This window comes from Chloroflexota bacterium (assembly GCA_020850535.1).
Classification (GTDB): Bacteria; Chloroflexota; UBA6077; order UBA6077; family JACCZL01; genus JADZEM01.
Genome location: JADZEM010000043.1, coordinates 43250 through 60247 on the forward strand (window position 1 = coordinate 43250; position 16998 = coordinate 60247).

Sequence of the window (16998 nt, forward strand, 5' to 3'; positions counted from 1 at the left end):
CGTCCAGGCGACCCGCCGCCTCACCCAGACCGAGGCGATTGTCGAAGCGATGGCCCAGGAGATGCGGCGCGACCGGCGCGTCTTCTTCGTGGGGCAGGACGTGGGCGAGTTCGGCGGCTCGCTCCAGGGCTCGAAGGGGCTGTGGGAGGAGTTCGGCGCCCGCCGCATCCGCGAGGCCCCGATCTCCGAATCGGCGATGGTCGGGGCGGCGATTGGCGCGGCCCTGTTCGGGAGGCGGCCCATCGTCGAGGTCAGCTTCGGCGAGTTCCTGCCGGCCGCCATGAATCAGCTCATCAACCAGGCCCCGAACCTCCACTACATGACCGGCGGCGCAGCCAGCGTGCCGGTCGTGATCCGCACGCGCGTCGGCGACGGTCCGTACGGCGGGCATCCCCAGGATTATTCGGTCTGGTTCGCCTACGTGCCGGGGCTGAAGGTCGTGATGCCGGGCACGCCCGCCGACGCCAAGGGCCTGATGCTGGCCGCCATCCGCGACGACAACCCGGTGCTGTACGTCGAGCCGATGTCGCTGGCGCACGGGCCGCGCGAGGATGTCCCCGCCGGCGAGTACACCGTGCCCATCGGGAAGGCGCGGCTGGCCCGGGAGGGCACCGACCTGACCATCGTCACCATTGGCTCGATGGTGCCCGTCGTCATGCGGGCCGCCGCCGCCCTGGCCGAGGAGGGCGTCGAGGCCGAGGTGATCGATCTGCGCTCGCTCGCGCCCCTGGACACCGAGGCCATCGTCCAGTCGGTCCGCAAGACCGGCGGGCTGGTAACGGTCCACGAGTCGTGGACGGCCTACGGCATCGGCGCGGAGGTGGCGGCGGTGGTGGCCGAGCAGGCGATGGAAGACCTGCTGGCCCCCGTCAAGCGCGTCGGCACGAAGCCAGTCCCGGTCCCGAGTGGCGCCGTCCGCAAGCATGCCCTCCCCACGGCCGACGACGTGATCCTGGCCTGCCGCGAGCTGCTGGCCGGCTCGGCAAAGTAGGCCATGGCAACGCCGAGCCTGAGCAGATGCCCGAGACGACCGCACGCTCAGCCCGGAGTAGACTCACCCCCCGACCGACTCACCGTCTGGTTTTCAGCGGTTCAGCGTCGCACTTCAGACAGAGGAGCATCACGGTGCAGGAGACCAGACCGACCACCGCCCCCCGGCGCGAGGTCATCGTGCCGGAGAACCGGCGCAGCGCCCCACGGGCCTACTCGCCGGCCACGGCCTTCGGGGCGCTCGTCTTCTCGTCGGGCCTGACCGCCGCCCACCCGGTCACCGGCGAGATCCCCGACGGCATCGCCGAGCAGACGCGGCGCTGTTTCGAGAAGCTGGCCGACATCCTGGCCGAGGCCGGCAGCAGCCTCGACCAGGTGCTGCGCGTCACCGTCTACCTGACCGACATCGCCACGCAGCAAGGGCCAATGACCGCTGTCTTCCGCGAGGTCTTCCCCGTCGATCCGCCCGCCCGCGCGACCGTCCAGGTGGCGGCCCTCTCCGGCGCGGACAAGCTCATCGAGATCGACGCCATCGCCGCACGCCCGGAAGCCGCACGCCCGGAAGCCGCACGCCCGGTACAGGAGTAACGATGTCCGATCCTCGTTCCGCCCTCGGTCCGCCGCCCCCGCCCATCGACCGCGCCGAAGTCCTCGGCCGCCACGAGCGCGCCCGCGTCCTGATGGAGCAGCAGGGCCTCGACGCCCTGTTCCTGACCGAGCGCGACAACTGGTACTACATGACCGGCCACCGCAGCGCCCAGTTCGAGCACAAGATGCGCCCGATGGGTCTGGTCGTGCCGCTCAAGGGCGAGCCGGCCGCTGTCTGCTACAGCCGCGACCTGAACGCCGTCACCACCACGACCGGCTGGTCGTCGATCCGCTCCTACGTGGACGTGCCGTTCCCGCTGGAGCTGATGACCGAGATGCTCCGCGAGGCCGGCCTGGCAGGGCCAGACGTGCGGATCGGGGCCGAGCTGGGCACCAATGAACGCCTCGGGCTGCCGATTGCAGACTTTATGCAAGTGCGGGACGATCTCGGCGCGCAGATGGTGGACGCCGCCCCGCTGCTGCGCGAGCTGAAGATCCGCAAGAGCCCCACCGAGCTGGCCTGCATCCGCCGGGCCTGCGAGATCTCGCAGTTGGCCTGGGAGCGCACCTGCGAACGGCTGACGGTCGGCGTGACCGGGCGGCAGGTGGCCGAGACGCTGACCATCGCGATGCTGGAGCTGGGCGCGGACCTGACCCACCCCGGCAAGATCAATCAGGCCTACCCGCTCGACCACGTCTACCAGAAGGGCGAGGCCCTGTGGGTGGACTGGGGCGCGATCTATCGCGGGTACAACGCCGACATCGCCCGCCGCGCCATCTTCGGCGAGCCGACCGACGAGCAGAAGCGACAACACGAGCTGATCTACGGCATCTGCGAGACGCTGATCGACGCCGTCAAGCCCGGCGCACGGGCCAGCGACGTGGCTCGCGCCTGCAACGAGCAGTTGAGCCGGTACGGCTACCCGCTGCTGGTCGGCCCGAAGCGCGTCGGGCACGGCATCGGGCTGCTGGCCAGCGAGCCGCCCTCGCTCAGCATGGCCGACGACACGGTGCTGGAACCGGGCATGGTCGTGACGCCCGAGCCGCGCATCGACCTGACGAAGACGGAGCGGCTGCACGTCGAAGAGGATGTGGTGGTGAGCGCGGACGATCCGTCCGGGCACGTCTGGCTGAGCGGGGGCGGCCGGAACCTGCTGGTGATCCCGTGCTGACGACGGGGCCAGACACCGATCCGACGCCGGTGAGCGCCAGTCAGCCGGCCGGCGCGCTCTACATCTCCGACGCCGACGTGCGGGCGCTTCTCGACGTGCGGAGCGTGCTGGACGTGGTCGAGCAGACGTTCCGCTGGGCCTACGAGGGTCGCATCACCTGGCCCGAGCCGCGCCTGTTCCGCCTCGACCTCGCGGAGCCGGCGAAGGCGAAGTACCACGTCAAGGGCGCATCGCTGCCGGACCTGGGCGTCAGCGGCGTGCGCGTGGTCGGCTACCGAATCTTCCCGGACGGCTCTGGCACCAGCCGCGACGACAACATGCGCTATGTGCTGCTGCACGATCCGGTCACTGGCTTTCCGCTGGCCATCGTGGACGAGCACACCAGCTACGGCATTCGCAGCGCGGCCTCGGGCGTGGTCGGCGCGAAGTACCTTGCCCGTCCGGATTCGGCAGTGGTCGGGCTGGTCGGCGCGGGCAAGCTGATGCGGGCGGCGCTGGTCGCCCTGGCTGCCCTGTTCCCCCTGCAAGAGGCTCGCGTCACCTCGCGCACCGAGGCCAGCCGCAAGCGGTTCGCCGAGGAGCTGGCGGAGGCCGTGCCGGGCGTGCGGATCGTGGCGGTGGACACGCCGACGGCCGCCTGCAAGGACGCCGACATCGTGATGAGCGCCACGACCTCGGGGCGGCCGTTGATGGAGGCGTCCGACTTCGCGCCGGGCGTCTTCGTCTGCGGACTGGGCCAGCGAGAGGTTGCGCCGGACGCCTTCGCCACCTTCGAGAAGGTGGTGGTGGACGACTGGGAGCAGGTGCGCCACCTCTCGGACTTCCGCGCGATGGCCGCCGGCGGCCACTTCGACCGCGACCGCCTCTACGGCGAGTTGCCCGAGATCGTGGTCGGGGCGAAACCGGGCCGCGAGCATCCGTCCGAGCGCATCCTGACGCGGACCGAGGGGCTGGTCACGCAGGATATCGCCGTGTCGCACTGGCTGTACCAGGAGGCGGTGCGCCAGGGCCGAGGGCTGCGCCTGCCGTAGACCAGAATTGCTGCAAGCTGTTGAGCATGGCGCTCGATCTCGCCTGGCATCATCCTGACGCCGTTGGCGCGCGGTGAGATGCGCTCGAAGGGTGGTCCAACCTGCCGAGCTCTGTACCTCAGCGTCAGCGTGAAGTGGCCGACTGGCGAAGGGCGATGGGCGGCCTGATCGTCGAACTCGGTGTCTACGGCTCGCTCCGTCGCACTCGCTGCGCGCCCATCAGCAGGTCGTCCATCTGCTCGGGCGCCACGGTCGGCGTCGGGAGCGGTTCGCACGGCGCTGGCTGGGCGCGCAAGCCTTGCAGCATGATGGCGAGGTAGCGACGCCAGAGGTCAGGCGCGGCGTCGCGGCCCGGGGCTGGGCCGGTCCGCTTGGGCAACCTGCCGCACAGGGAGTCACCAGCACGATGCAATCGCGAAGCGCCCGCCGACTCGGCTCGCTCGAAGTCTCGGCGCTGGGCCTGGGCTGCATGAACTTCAGTTGGGCGTACGGCCCGCGCACGGAGAAGTCCACCGCTGTCGGATTGATTCGGGCAGCCTATGAGCGCGGCGTGACGTTGTTCGACACGGCCGAAGTGTACGGCCCGCTCGTCAACGAGGAGATCGTCGGCGAGGCAGTCGCCCCCTTCCGCGACAAGGTCGTGATCGCAACCAAGTTTGGGTTCAACATCGACCCGGAGACGGGTTCGTTCCGCGGCTCGCTCAATAGTCGTCCAGAGCACATCAAGCGGGCCGCCGAGTTCGCGCTCAGGCGCCTGAAGACCGACGTGATCGACCTCTACTATCAGCACCGCGTCAATCCGAGCGTGCCAATTGAGGACGTGGCCGGCGCGGTGAAGGACCTGATCGCAGAGGGAAAGGTCCGGCATTTCGGCCTGTCCGAGGCCGGCGGCGCAACGATTCGCCGCGCACACACAGTCCAGCCGGTCACCGCCGTCCAGAATGAGTACTCTCTCTGGTCGCGCGATCCGGAGATCGAGGTACTCGCGACGTGCGAAGAGTTCGGGATCGGGTTCGTGCCGTGGAGCCCGCTCGGCATGGGGCACTTGACGGGCACCCTCACCGCCTCCTCAACGTTCACGCCCGGCTCAGATCTACGATCGGGGTTCCCCCGGTTCACGCCGGAGGCGCTTGGTGCGAATCGACCGATCGTGGACCTGCCGCGGCAGGTGGGCGAACGCAACGGCGCGACGCCCGGGCAGGTGGCGCTGGCCTAGCTGCTGGTTCAGAAGCCGTGGATCGTGCCGATTCCAGGAACCACCCAACTCCCTCACCTTGAGGAGGATCTCGGCGCGCTCAGCGTCGGGCTGTCGCCCGACGACCTGCGGGAGATCGAGCTCGGACTTTCAAGCATCCAGGTGCACGGCGCGCGCTCGACCGCATCGCTCCTCGCGATGACCGACGATGGGGCCAAGTTGGGCACGAGCTCGGCCGGCGTGCACGGCATGTCCCCGCTGCCGGCTCAATCCGCCCCGTAGGCTCGGCCCAACGTCAGGAGGGATCCGCGACCTGGAAACGAGATTCGGGAACGCGAGCACCCAGGGGCCAGCGGCGGGACATCGAGTGTCTGGGCAGAAGGCAGCGGCACTGGAAACCAGACAGCGCGCCACGGGACCGCGTCAAGGCCCTCTTCGGCCGCTACCTCAAACGCATGGCGGAATCCGACGCTCCTGCACTGGACCCGGCGGCTGACGCCGCCTGGCTCAGAATGACTTCTGACCATCTATCGCATGTCGCACCGGGGGCGGCGAAGTTCGCTGCCCGGCCGGTCCGGGCAGGCGTTCTTCCTTGACCGTCTCGCGCGGACCGTGTAGATTGCATGCATCATGCAACCATGCGCGTAAGGTCAGGCCATGCTGCTCGACATCTCTCGCACCACTGACGTTGCAGCGGCCCCGGCTTCGGCCTGGGCGCTGTACCGCGATCTTCCCCGCCTCGTGACCCTCCTGCCGGCCGTCTCCGACTTCAGGCCGCTCGAACCAGACAAGAAGTATGCGGCCAACGTCTCCGAGAAGCTGGGTCCGTTCAAGCTGAGCGTCCCCGTCGAGATCGAGCTGCAGACCGTCGAGGAGCCGAAGCGAATCGTGGCGGCGCTCACGGGTGCGGACAGCCGGGGGCAAGCCCGCGTCAAAGGCACCCTCGAAGGGACCATCGAGCCGCTCGGGGATGACCGCGTCCGCCTCACCATGAGCATGCAACTGGAAGTGCTCGGCAAGCTGGCGACCCTCGGCGCGATGCCGATGCGCCGGCGCGCCGACGAGATCTTCACCGACTTCGTGCGCCGCATCGACGCGGAGCTGACCGGCCCTGGCGCCGCCTCGTAAGGATCGCGCTGATGACGACCTCCTCCCCCGACGCCGGCTCCGACCTGAGCGGCTCGACGCTGACGATCTCGACTCGCATCAACGGGCGGGACGAGACGCTCCAGATCGCCCCCAACGAGACGCTGGCCGAAGTCCTGCGTGACCGTCTCGGGCTGACCGGCACCAAAGTCTCGTGCGACGTCCAGGTCTGCGGGGCCTGCACCGTCCTGGTGGACGGCCTGCCGGTGAGCGCCTGCACCTTCCTGGCCTACGAGACGCGCGGGCGTGACGTGCTGACCGTCGAGGGGCTGGCCCCCGCGCCCGGCCAGTACCACCCCCTGCAACAGGCGTTCATCGAGCTGAACGCCTTCCAGTGCGGCTTCTGCACGCCGGGCATGCTGCTCTCGGCGAAGAGCCTGCTCGACTACAACCCCGCCCCCTCCACCCACGAGATCAAGGAGTACATGGAGGGCAACCTCTGCCGCTGCACCGGGTATATTCCGATCCTGGCGGCCATCGGACGGGCGCGCGACATCATGGCGCGCGAGGCCAGCCAGGGCACCGGCGGCCAGCCAGCAGACGGAACGGGGACGGGGAGGTAGCCACACCATGCCGACCTTCCTGCCCCCGTTCACCATCCAGCAGCCCGCCAGCCTGGACGAGGCGTCGCAACTGCTGCTCGACGGCGGCGACGATGCCCGTGCCTACGCTGGCGGCACCGAACTGCTGCTGGTCATGAAGCATGGCGGCCTCCAGTACGGCAGCCTGATCGACATCAAGACGATCCCCGGCCTGGGAACTATCGAGGTCTCGGATGGCGCGCTGCGGATCGGGGCGCTGGCGACCCACCTGGCCGTCGAGCGCTCGCCGCTGATCCGTCAGCACATCCCGTCGCTGGCCGAGCTTGAGGGGAAGGTCGCGAATCCGCGCGTGCGGGCCTCGGGCACCCTGGGCGGCAACCTCTGCTTCGGCGAGCCGCACTCCGACCCGGCCACGCTGCTGCTCTGCCTGGACGCCACAATGCAGATCGACGGGCCAGACGGCGCGCGCAGCCTGCCCATCGACGAGTTCATCGTCGGGCCGTATGAGACGGCGCTGGCCGAGGGCGAGCTGCTCACGTCGATTGACATCCCCCTCAGGGGCACGGCCTGGGTGTCCGCGTACACCAAGTTCCAGGTCCGCGAGCGCCCGATGCTCGGGCTGGCGCTGGCGCTGGAGATCGACGCAGCGGCCGCCGCGGTGACCGACGCCCGCGCGGCCGTCGGCTCGGCCAGCCCGATCCCGGTGCGCGGCGCGGAGGCCGAAGCGCTGCTCGTCGGCCCGATCTCCGAGATCCGCGGCCGGCTGGCCGAGGCTGGCGCAGCCCTCGCCGCCGCTGCTGACCTGCTGGACGATGGTGACGGCTCGGCAGCATACAAGGCGCACCTGATCGGCGTATTCCTGCGGCAGACGTTCGAGCGGCTCACGGCGGCCGGCACGGAGCGAGCAACGGCATGACAAGCGTTTCGGAGCGGCCAGAGATTCCAGAATCGGAAGCGCCCGACGTGGCGCCCGATCCGTTCGGCTTCCGCGTCGTCCACCACTCGATCCCGCGCACCGATGGCCCGCCAAAGGTGACCGGCGCGGCGAGGTTCACCGCCGACCTGCCGATCACCAACCTGGCCTACGCTAAGGTGCTCCGCAGCCCCATCGGGCACGGGCGGATCGTCTCGATCGACGCGAGCGCGGCCCTGGAGCGGCCGGGCGTCATCTGCGTGGTGACCGGCGACGACCTGTCGGTGCTCCACAACGCCCGGTTCGGCCACGCCATCAAGGATCACCCGGTCCTGGCGCTCGACAAGGTCCGCTTCATCGGGGAGCCGGTGGCGGCGGTGATCGCCGAGTCGTCGGTGATCGCCCAGCTGGCCCTGGACGATATCGCGGTCGAGTACGAGGAGCTGCCCTCGGTCATCACCTGCGACGACGCGCTGGCCGAGGATGCCCCGCTGGTGCATGAGTCGCGCTACGGCCAGGGCGTCTCGCCGGGGCATGTCGAGCTGAAGGCCGGCGACCGCATCACCAACGTCTGCCAGGAGAACCACGTCCAGTGGGGCGACGTGGACGCGGCGTTCGCGAAGGCGGCGCAGATCGTCGAGGGCGAGTTCCGCTACCCGATGACCTACGCCTACGCCATGGAGCCGTACGTCAGCATCGCCGATGCGTCAGACGGCCAGATCACCGTCTACTCGTGCGCGCAGCACCCGTTCATGGTCCGCAGCGACGTGGCCGAGATCTTCGGCCTGCCGCTCAACCAGGTCCGCATCTCGACTCCGCTGATCGGCGGCGGCTACGGCTCGAAGTCGTACACGAAGATCGAGCCGCTGACGGCCCTGTGCTCGTGGAAGGCGAAGCGGCCGGTCAAGCTGGAGCTGACCATCGACGAGTCGATCCTGACGACCCGCGCCGACGATGCCCACATCTTCATCAAGACGGCTGTCGACGCCGAGGGCAAGCTGCTGGCCCGGCGCGCCACGATCTACATGAACACGGGCGCATTCGCCGAGAACAGCCCGCTGGTCTCCTCCAAGGCGGCCGTCCGGATCGTCGGGCCGTACCGCTGGGAGGCGGTCGACATCACCAGCTACGCCGTCTACACCAACACCTGTCCGGCCAGCTCGTATCGCGGGTTCGGCGTCTCGCAGGTGACGATGGCGGCCGAGGTCCAGGTGGACGAGCTGGCCGAGGCGGTCGGGGTGGACCCGGTCCAGTTCCGGCTCAAGAGCTTCGCGGATCACGGCGAGCGGTTCTTCCCGAAGCGGCGCGGCCTGACCGCCGACGTGAAGGGTGACGTCCGCAAGCTGGCAGACGCGCTGGGGTGGGGCGCGCCGCTCGGGCCGAACCGTGGGCGCGGCATGGCCATCGCCGTGATCGACTCCGGCGCGCAGCCGATTGGCCGCAGCGAGATCCGCGTCCACGGCGACACCTCGGTGACGGTCCTGACGGGCAGCGCCGAGATGGGCCAGGGCAGCCGGACGGTCCTGGCGCAGATCGCCGCCGAGGAGTTCGGCATCGATCTGGACAAGGTGCGGGTGGTGATGTCGGACACGGCCCTGACGCCGTTCGCGCGCTCGACGGGCGCGGACCGCACCACGACCCTCGAAGGGCGGACGGTCCTGGGAGCGTGCCGGGCCGCCAAGGACACGCTCAAGCGGATGGCCGCCGACATCTGGGAGGCTGACGAAGCCGACCTGATCCTGGAGCCGACCGGCGTCGTCTCCGAGGGCCGCCACATGTCCTGGAGCGACATCATCGGCAAGTACTTCGGGATCTCCGACATGGAGGTCAGCGGCGCAGCCGAGATCCGCCAGAAGGACGAGCTGGCCGAGCTGCCGCCGTTCTGGGAGCCGGCCATCGCTGGCGTCGAGGTCGAAGTGTTCCCGGAGACCGGCCGCATCACCGTCCACAAGCTGGTGACGGTGGGCGACGTGGGCCTCGCCATCAACCCGACCCTCGCGGAGGGGCAGGATCTCGGGTCGGCCACGATGGGGCTCGGCGTGGCGCTGGGCGAGGAGCTGGTCTACGACGGCGAGCAGCTCATGAACGGCTCGATGCTCGACTACCGCGTGCCGCGCTTCGGGGACATCCCCGACGACTTCCACGGCATCCTGGTCGAGAACCGCGACGGCGTCGGGCCGTACGGCGCAAAGGGCATCGGCGACGGCCCGAGCAGCAGCATGTGCGCGGCGATCTCCAACGCGCTGTATCAGGCGTGCGGCATCCGCCTGCGAGAAGCGCCGTTCACCCCGGAGCGGGTCTGGCGGGCGATCCAGGAGGTCAAGGCGGCACGCGGCGAGTAGCCGGGCCTCGCGCCCGGCCCCAGTCGAACGGGGAGCCGCCAGGGGCGGGCTGCGTCGGGGCAAGCGGAACCCCGCACGGCGTTGTTCATGGGCGCTCCGCCGAGTCAGCGGGCCGATCTGGTCAAAATGTGCAACCACACGCCGTCCCGACCGTCTGGTCAGGATGACGGAATGCTGAGCGGCTGGAAATTCCAGACCGGATATTGTATTCATTATGCACGCTGCCTCGTGGCGGGGTAGCGTGGTCGGTGGGAGAGGCCGTATGACCGAGGCAGCCCTGGCCCTCCTCCCTGTCTTTTGTGCGAGGCGTGCTGGAGTGAAAGCGTGAGCGACCCCGCGAAACACGGCTCATCCCCCCGTTGGCGTGTTGTTGCCACCGGCCCATGGGATCGCCCGGGCTGGTCGTCGGTCCTGGAAGCCGGCGGCTGCGAGGTGATCGTCGGGACGACCTTCGATCGGTCGCCCGGCCCGTGCTACACCGAGGATCAGCTCATCGACCTGCTCCACGACGCCGACGCCGCCCTGGTGTCCAGCCGCGACACGATCTCCGCGCGCGTGCTCCAGAGTCTGCCGCGCCTCAACCTCGTCGCCAAGGCCACCATCGGCGTCGAGAAGATCGACCGCGCGGCGGCCACCGAGCTGGGCATCCTGGTCGTCAACAGCCCGGCCCCTGAGAACTTCCTGGGCGTCGCCGAGGCGACCGTCGGCCTGATGATCTCGCTCGCCAAGCGGGTCAACGAGAACCAGCGCCGCGTCCGCGAGGGCAAGTGGAAAGCCCCGGGCAGCCTCGGATCGCTGTTGCTGGGCAAGACGGTCGGCATCATCGGGCTGGGGCGCGTTGGCATGAACGTGGCGAAGCGGCTGAGCGGTTTCGGGGTCCGGCTGATCGCCGCCGATCCGTACGTCGAGCCGGCGATGGCGTTCGCGGTCGGCGTGGAGCTGGTGCGGCTGGACGAGCTGGTGGGCGAGGCCGACTTCATCACCTGCCATGTCACGCTGACCCCGGAGACGCGCGGCATCATCAACGAGGAGCGGCTGCGGGCCATGCAGCCGCACACCTACCTCGTGAACACCTCGCGGGGCGAGGTCGTGGACGAGGCAGCCCTGGCGCGGGCGCTCGACGAGGGCTGGATCGCTGGCGCGGCACTCGACGTGTTCGAGGATGAGCCGCTGGCGATGGACAACCCGCTGCGCCGGGTCAACCCCGACAGGATCATCCTGACGCCGCACTGTGTCGGCGGGAGCCTGGCGTCACAGGCCACCGGCACGCGCATGGCCAGCGAGAACATCCTCCGCGCGTTGCGCCGGGAGGTTCCCGACTTCGTCACCAATCGGGCCGCTATCGAGCGCTGGCGTACACGGGTCGCCGCGCTCGCCGCGGATCGCGCTACGGTCCCATCGCGGTAGCCTGCCGGAGGAGGTCACGACCAGCGATCACGCGCCGACAGGTCCAGACTGCCCGTTCCGCCGTCACCCTGGGGCGATGGTTGCCCCGGCCCCCCATCGGTTCGTCCTTGAGGAGGAGAGGTTGTCCATGCGAGTGTCCCGCGCGCGTTTCCTGTCCCTGGCTGGCTCTGCCCTTGCTGCCGCCGCTGTTGCCCCGTCGGTCCTGTCGAAGACCGCGTTCGCGGCCCCGGCCCTGGTCACGCTGCCCGCGCCCGAGAAGGCCAACCTGACGCTGGCCCACTCGACCTACGAGCCGACGCAGCTGGCGTACGCCGTGGCAAAGGAGGCCGGCTTCTTCACCAAGTACGGCTTGAACGTCGATCTGGTGTTTGCCGAGGGCGATGCCAAGACCGTGCAGGCGCTGGTGTCGAGCGGCTCCGACTTCGGCGCGATGGGCGTCGGCCCGGTCGTCTCGTCCCTGACCACCGACCTGCCGCTCATCTCGCTGACCATGACCGCCACCCGGCTGACCGACTCGATCGTCGTCGGCCCGGACATCAAGAGCGCTGCCGACCTCAAGGGCAAGTCGGTCGCCATCAGCGCCATCGGCGGCACGTCGCACGGCGCGGCGCTGATCGGCCTGCAGAACGCCGGCCTGACCGGCGATGACGTGATCCTTTCGGCGGTCGGCGGCCAGTCGGCCCGCATCGCGGCGCTGCGGGCTGGCTCGGTGCACGGCGCGGTCGTAGACTCGGTGCTGGACGACGAGATGAAGGCCCAGGGCCTCAACATCCTGTCTCACACGGCGGACAGCGCCCTGGAGTACGGGCGCAACGGGATGAACACCCGCCGCGAGTTCTTCGAGGCGAACCCGAACACCTGTCTGGCGATGACGGCGGCCCTCCTCGAAGGCCAGAACCTGATCTTCTCCGACCCGGCGAAGGCCACCGAGATCTTCATGGCGTGGGCGCGGCTCGACAACGCCGACAGCGCGTCGAGGCAGGTGACGGCGTTCACGACCTACGGCGCGCGCACCCTGCGCTCGACCCCTGGCGCCTGGGAGCTGACCCGGACCGTGCTCTCCTCGGTCCAGCCCGAGCTGCTGGACGTGGACGTCTCCAAGGCGTACACCACGGTTCCGCTGGACAAGCTCCAGGAGCTGGGGCTGAACGCCGAACTGGGCATCTAGTGGCTCGGCAGGCGTGAATCGCAGGGTCGCTCGGTGCCCATCGTCAACCCGACAGCGGCGAGAAACGACCTCCCGTCCGTCATCCCAACCCCATTCGGCACGCTCAGGGCAAGCTACGCGAGGAACGAGCGGAGTGGAGGGATCTTCTCCTTCTGGAGCGTGAGGAAGATCCCTCGACTTCGTTCGCACGCTCACTCCGCTCGGGATGACGGTGACGGGAGCAGCCTCACGTCGCTCGGGATGACGGGGGAAGGTCATCAGGCTTGCCCTGAGCGTGCCGAACGGGTCGCTTTGCTCGGGATGACGGGGGAAGCGTCGAGTGACCCGACCCGGTCGTTCACGACTGACAGGCCACCAGTACCGTCACGAGGCTGCCGAGTGCGGTCGGCGCTCGCCAGCCTCGCCAGACGACGCACACGGAACGGCGGCGCGCCGTCCGAGGGCTCTGGGGGGAGCGACCAGCCGGCAAGGCGACCAGCCGGCAAGGCGACCAGCCGGCAGGCTGGCTCGTGCCTTTGCGCGGGCTGCTGGCTCTCCTCCTTCCATTTCTGCCAAAGGAGCTCCCCACACCTATGGCTGAGGTATTTGCCGGTGTCGTCGCCGATTTCGACGACGGCGCACGCAAGATCGTGCCAGTCAACGGGCGCGAGGTCGTGGTGCTGCGGCACGACGACAGCTACTACGCCTACGCGAACTATTGCCTGCACAACGGTGGTCCCGTTGGCGAAGGCGTGCTGATCGGGCGCGTCGAGGCGATCCTTGGTGAGAACCAGACCTCAGCCGGCGAGCGCTTCTCCACCGAGGAAACGCATCTGGTCTGCCCCTGGCACGGCTGGGAGTACAACCTCAAGACGGGCGCCTGCGCGGGCGATCCGAGCCGCAAGCTGCGTCGCTTCGAGACGGTTGAGCGGGAAGGAAACATCTATGTCGTCGCGTGACTCCGGGTCCAGCGTCGCAACGCCCGCGAAGCCGTCCGGTCCCGACGCCCTGGCCGCCGCCATTGATGCTGTCTACGCCGAAGTAGACCGTCGCCTCGCGGCCGGCTCGGTGGAGGACGTCGATCGGCAGGCCGTTCAGCGGCTCATGACGCTCGCCGTCAAGCTGTACGTGGCGCAGCGGCAGGCAGGCGCCGAGTACTCGCCGTTCGTCGGCGACAGCGCCACCGCCACCGACGTGACCGTCACCGCGATGGCGATGCTCGAAGCGGTCAATCTCGATGTGTTCGAGCTGAGCCTGTGGCGCGGCTGGGGCAAGGCGTAACGAGTTTTCAGGAGTGCTCCGCATGACCCTTACCTCCGACTCGGCCCAGTCCGACCTGGTCCGTACCATCGTCCAGGGTGACCGCGACGGCTTCGACACGCGGGCGCACCTCGATCATGCCCAGCAGCAGGCGAAAGAGCGCAACTACTCCAGGTTCCTGATCGTGGACGCCGACGCCCACCACTACGAGAACGACGCGATGGCCGACATCGCGAAGTACATCGAGGACGAGATCGTTCGGCACCGGGCTGGCGGCCGCGACAAGTACGGCAAGTCGCAGTCGCTGACCATCGAGTACAACCAGAACCAGGCGGTGGCCGGCCGCATCGTGCGCTACCCCAAGCGCCGGCTGGAGAAGGGCGAGCCCGATGTCCCGCGCGACGTGACGATGATCCGTCGCCAGATGGAGAGCATCGGGATCAACTACCAGATCCAGTTCCCGACGCCGATGCTCCACCTCGGCATGCAGCCCGATCCGTACATCGAGACACAGCTCTCGTGGGCGTACACGCGGTGGCTCACCGAAGAGATCATGCCGCACGACGACCGTATCAAGACGCTGGTGTACCTCCCGTTCACCGATCCGGAGGCCAGCCTGCGGGCCGTCGAGTACTTCGGCGACAAGCCGGGCGTCGTCGGGTTCATGGTGACCGGCGCGCGCTACCGCCCGATCCACGAGAACGCCTACATGAAGGTGTACCGGGCCATCGAGGAGCGCGACCTGCCCATCGCGTTCCACGCCAGCGCCTACGCCAGCGAGCGCATGTTCGAAGGCATGAACAAGTTCCTCTCCGTCCATGCGCTCGGGTTCTGCTTCTACAACATGGTCCACCTGACCAACTGCGTCATCAACGGGCTGCCGGAGCGCTTCCCGAAGCTCAAGTGGATCTGGATGGAGAGCGGCCTCGCCTGGATTCCGTTCATGATGCAGCGGCTCGACAACGAGTACATGATGCGGACCTCCGAAGCACCGCTCCTGAAGATGAAGCCGTCCGAGTACATGCGGCGGAACTTCTACTACACCACCCAGCCCATCGAAGACGGCGACCTGGACGCGCTCCAGCAGACGCTGAAGATGATTCGCGCCGAGACACAGCTGCTCTTCGCGTCGGACTATCCACACTGGGACTTCAATCTTCCCAGCACGATCTATGACCTGCCGTTCCTCTCGGAGAACGCCAAGCGGCGCATCCTCGGTGAGAACGCCCGTGAGCTGTTCAAGCTGGAGCGCCTGCCCCACCATGAGCCGGTCGGTCCGGGCGCGCCGTGACCCCCGGGGCAGTGTCGTCAGACAGGCCGTCCGCGTCGCCGGGGGCGGCGCGGACGCCGAGCACACCCTGCGGGCCAACCGGACGGCGACGCTGAGCGCTGGCGCGGGGCCGACGACCTGGACTACGCCTGCACCTGTCATCTGCCGCAGCGGTAGCCGGCGGCCACGCGGGAGTGTCCACCCGAAAGCGCGGCCCCGCGGTCCAGACGGCTTCTCGGGGCCAAGCGAAGCACTGGTGGCGGCCGGGACGGCGTAGACGCTGCCCCGGCCCTACGACTCCGCGATGGTAGCCCTGACGGGCAGCGCGTAGTGCTCTGCGATCTGCGCGGCAGCGTCAGCCGGCGACAGATTCGTCGTGTCGAGGGTCAGGAGCGGCTCGAACGGCAACCTGGCGAACGGGTCCTTGTTCTCGAACAGGCGCAGGATCACGGCGGGATCGGTCGGCTTGCTCTCGCTGAGGCGCGACTCGCTCGCGATCCGCGTCAGCCAGACATCACGCCGGCAGGTCAGTTGCACGAACACCGTCATGCAGCCACCGGCGGCAACGACGTCGGTGAGCGACTGGATGAAGGCGTGCTGAGCCGCCGAGCCGGTGTTGACATTGGTCACGACGAGATCGACGTTGGCGCGGACGGCCTCCTCCATCATCGTCAGCCGAAACTGGCGCACCAGTCGGGTGAAATCGGCGGTTCCATGCGGGAACAGCGTGCTCACCAGATTGACCGTCAGATGGTTGTGGAGCAGCCTGAACCCGGTCTGTGCGACGAGTTCCCGTGCCACCGTGAGCTTGCCAACGCCCGGTGGGCCATACACGTAGACGACACGCACCGACGCTCTCCGGATCGCTCAGATTCCCCGCACTCGCGATGGTAGCCAACGGGCCACCCTGCGAGCACATTGACGGACCCCGGCCGGCCCAGCCCGGCGACCTCCTGGGCCAGCCCGATGGCCGCACGTTGCCCGTTCAGCCGGGCACGATCCCCCCATCCACCGTGAACGGCTGCCCGGTGATGTAGCCGCCGTCCGGCCCGGCCAGGAACGCGAACACCCCGGCCACATCCTCCGGCTGTTGCGGCCGGCCGAGCGGGATCGGGGCGATTCGCTTCGCCCAGGCCTCGCCCTTCTGCAAGCCCTCGATCTCCGCGATCTCGGAGTCGATCTGCGCCCACATGGCCGTATCCACCACACCCGGGCAGACGCAGTTGACGGTGATGTACGGGCCGAGCGCCACCGCCGCCGATTGTGTCATCGACAACACGGCCGCCTTGCTGGTGGCATACGGCGCGAACATCGGCCGGCCGCCCGGCTTGGCCGCGATCGACGCCGTGTTGATAATCCGACCGCGCAGGCCATCCGAGCCGGCCTCCTGGGTCATCATCTGGCGCGCGGCGGCCTGCATCACGAAGAACACGGCCTTCGCGTTCACGTCCATGATGAAGTCCCAGTGCTGTTCGGTTACGTCGAGAAACCGTTCGACGCGGACCACGCCGGCGTTGTTCGCCACCACGTCCAGCCGCCCGAACACCTGCACCACCCGGTCGATCATCCCCTGAATCTGCGAAAGCTGCCGCACGTCCACGCTCAGCGCAACCGCCTTCCGACCCAGCGCCTCGATCTCGCCGGCCGTGGACTGTGCGCCCTCGCCATTCAGGTCGGCGACGGCCACGTCAGCGCCTTCCCGCGCGAACCGCAGCGCAATCGCCCGGCCGATCCCGCGCGCGCCGCCCGTCACCAGCGCGATCTTCCCATCCAGCGTGCCCATACGTCCTCCCAGAAGCCTCGGCTGCTGCCACATGGTACAGGGCGATTGCATGTTCGTTGGTGTACGCGAAGCATCATGGAACGGGCGGTCGGGGGTTGAAACCCCCGCCTACAGTCACGCCGTCGCTGCGCGACGGCCGTCGGGAACGGCCGGCACTGGTGCGACTGGAGCGTCGCGCAGCGACTGCAGGATCGTAGGCGGGGCTTTCAAGC

At 68.8% G+C, this 16998-nt stretch carries 16 protein-coding genes and 1 pseudogene; 14 read left to right on the forward strand and 3 right to left on the reverse strand.

The annotated features are described in order from the left end of the window. Positions 1-49 precede the first annotated feature (49 nt). From IT306_06980 to IT306_06995, 4 genes are all read left to right on the forward strand, one after another. On the forward strand, positions 50-991 hold the full coding sequence (locus tag IT306_06980; protein MCC7368146.1) for an alpha-ketoacid dehydrogenase subunit beta: 942 nt from the start codon (positions 50-52) through the stop codon (positions 989-991). Between the two features lie 134 nt (positions 992-1125). Beyond that, positions 1126-1578 (forward strand): RidA family protein, encoded by a 453-nt coding sequence (locus tag IT306_06985; GenBank protein MCC7368147.1) that lies wholly within the window; start codon positions 1126-1128, stop codon positions 1576-1578. Between the two features lie 2 nt (positions 1579-1580). Beyond that, the gene (locus IT306_06990; protein MCC7368148.1) at positions 1581-2750 is read left to right on the forward strand and encodes an aminopeptidase P family protein; all 1170 of its coding nucleotides are present in this window, start codon (positions 1581-1583) and stop codon (positions 2748-2750) included. Next, on the forward strand, positions 2744-3781 hold the full coding sequence (locus IT306_06995) for an ornithine cyclodeaminase family protein (GenBank protein ID MCC7368149.1): 1038 nt from the start codon (positions 2744-2746) through the stop codon (positions 3779-3781). The genes IT306_06990 and IT306_06995 overlap by 7 nt, the downstream gene beginning before the upstream one ends. Before the next feature lie 184 nt (positions 3782-3965). Here the strand turns inward: IT306_06995 and IT306_07000 are convergent, their stop codons facing one another. Then, on the reverse strand, positions 3966-4160 hold the full coding sequence (locus IT306_07000; protein ID MCC7368150.1) for a hypothetical protein: 195 nt from the start codon (positions 4158-4160) through the stop codon (positions 3966-3968). Between the two features lie 27 nt (positions 4161-4187). On the opposite strand from IT306_07000, the pseudogene IT306_07005 reads away from it, so the two are divergent. From IT306_07005 to IT306_07050, 10 genes and pseudogenes are all read left to right on the forward strand, one after another. Further along, a pseudogene (locus IT306_07005) lies at positions 4188-5258 on the forward strand (aldo/keto reductase). A 375-nt stretch (positions 5259-5633) separates the two neighbouring features. After that, a complete protein-coding gene (locus IT306_07010; GenBank protein MCC7368151.1) occupies positions 5634-6104 on the forward strand; it encodes an SRPBCC family protein in 471 nt (156 codons plus the stop codon). Between the two features lie 11 nt (positions 6105-6115). Further along, entirely contained in the window at positions 6116-6685 is a 570-nt protein-coding gene (locus IT306_07015; GenBank protein MCC7368152.1) for a (2Fe-2S)-binding protein, read from the forward strand. 7 nt (positions 6686-6692) lie between these two features. Then, complete coding sequence (locus IT306_07020) at positions 6693-7580, forward strand: FAD binding domain-containing protein (GenBank protein MCC7368153.1); 888 nt, start codon at positions 6693-6695, stop codon at positions 7578-7580. Then, positions 7577-9919 carry a xanthine dehydrogenase family protein molybdopterin-binding subunit gene (locus IT306_07025; GenBank protein MCC7368154.1) on the forward strand — a complete coding sequence of 781 codons (2343 nt, stop codon included), beginning with the start codon at positions 7577-7579 and terminating at the stop codon, positions 9917-9919. Before IT306_07020 ends, IT306_07025 begins: the two co-directional genes overlap by 4 nt. Positions 9920-10243: 324 nt before the next feature. Further along, positions 10244-11326 carry a phosphoglycerate dehydrogenase gene (locus IT306_07030; protein ID MCC7368155.1) on the forward strand — a complete coding sequence of 361 codons (1083 nt, stop codon included), beginning with the start codon at positions 10244-10246 and terminating at the stop codon, positions 11324-11326. A gap of 127 nt (positions 11327-11453) precedes the next feature. Next, complete coding sequence (locus IT306_07035; GenBank protein ID MCC7368156.1) at positions 11454-12494, forward strand: ABC transporter substrate-binding protein; 1041 nt, start codon at positions 11454-11456, stop codon at positions 12492-12494. Between the two features lie 572 nt (positions 12495-13066). Beyond that, positions 13067-13432, forward strand: coding sequence for a Rieske (2Fe-2S) protein (locus IT306_07040; protein MCC7368157.1), 366 nt, complete (start codon positions 13067-13069; stop codon positions 13430-13432). Then, entirely contained in the window at positions 13419-13754 is a 336-nt protein-coding gene (locus tag IT306_07045; GenBank protein MCC7368158.1) for a hypothetical protein, read from the forward strand. Before IT306_07040 ends, IT306_07045 begins: the two co-directional genes overlap by 14 nt. 22 nt (positions 13755-13776) lie before the next feature. Further along, complete coding sequence (locus tag IT306_07050; GenBank protein ID MCC7368159.1) at positions 13777-15024, forward strand: amidohydrolase; 1248 nt, start codon at positions 13777-13779, stop codon at positions 15022-15024. A 270-nt stretch (positions 15025-15294) separates the two neighbouring features. On the opposite strand, the gene IT306_07055 is transcribed toward IT306_07050, so the two are convergent. Further along, a complete protein-coding gene (locus IT306_07055; protein ID MCC7368160.1) occupies positions 15295-15852 on the reverse strand; it encodes an AAA family ATPase in 558 nt (185 codons plus the stop codon). Positions 15853-15988: 136 nt separating this feature from the next. Next, complete coding sequence (locus IT306_07060) at positions 15989-16786, reverse strand: glucose 1-dehydrogenase (protein MCC7368161.1); 798 nt, start codon at positions 16784-16786, stop codon at positions 15989-15991. Positions 16787-16998: the final 212 nt, after the last annotated feature.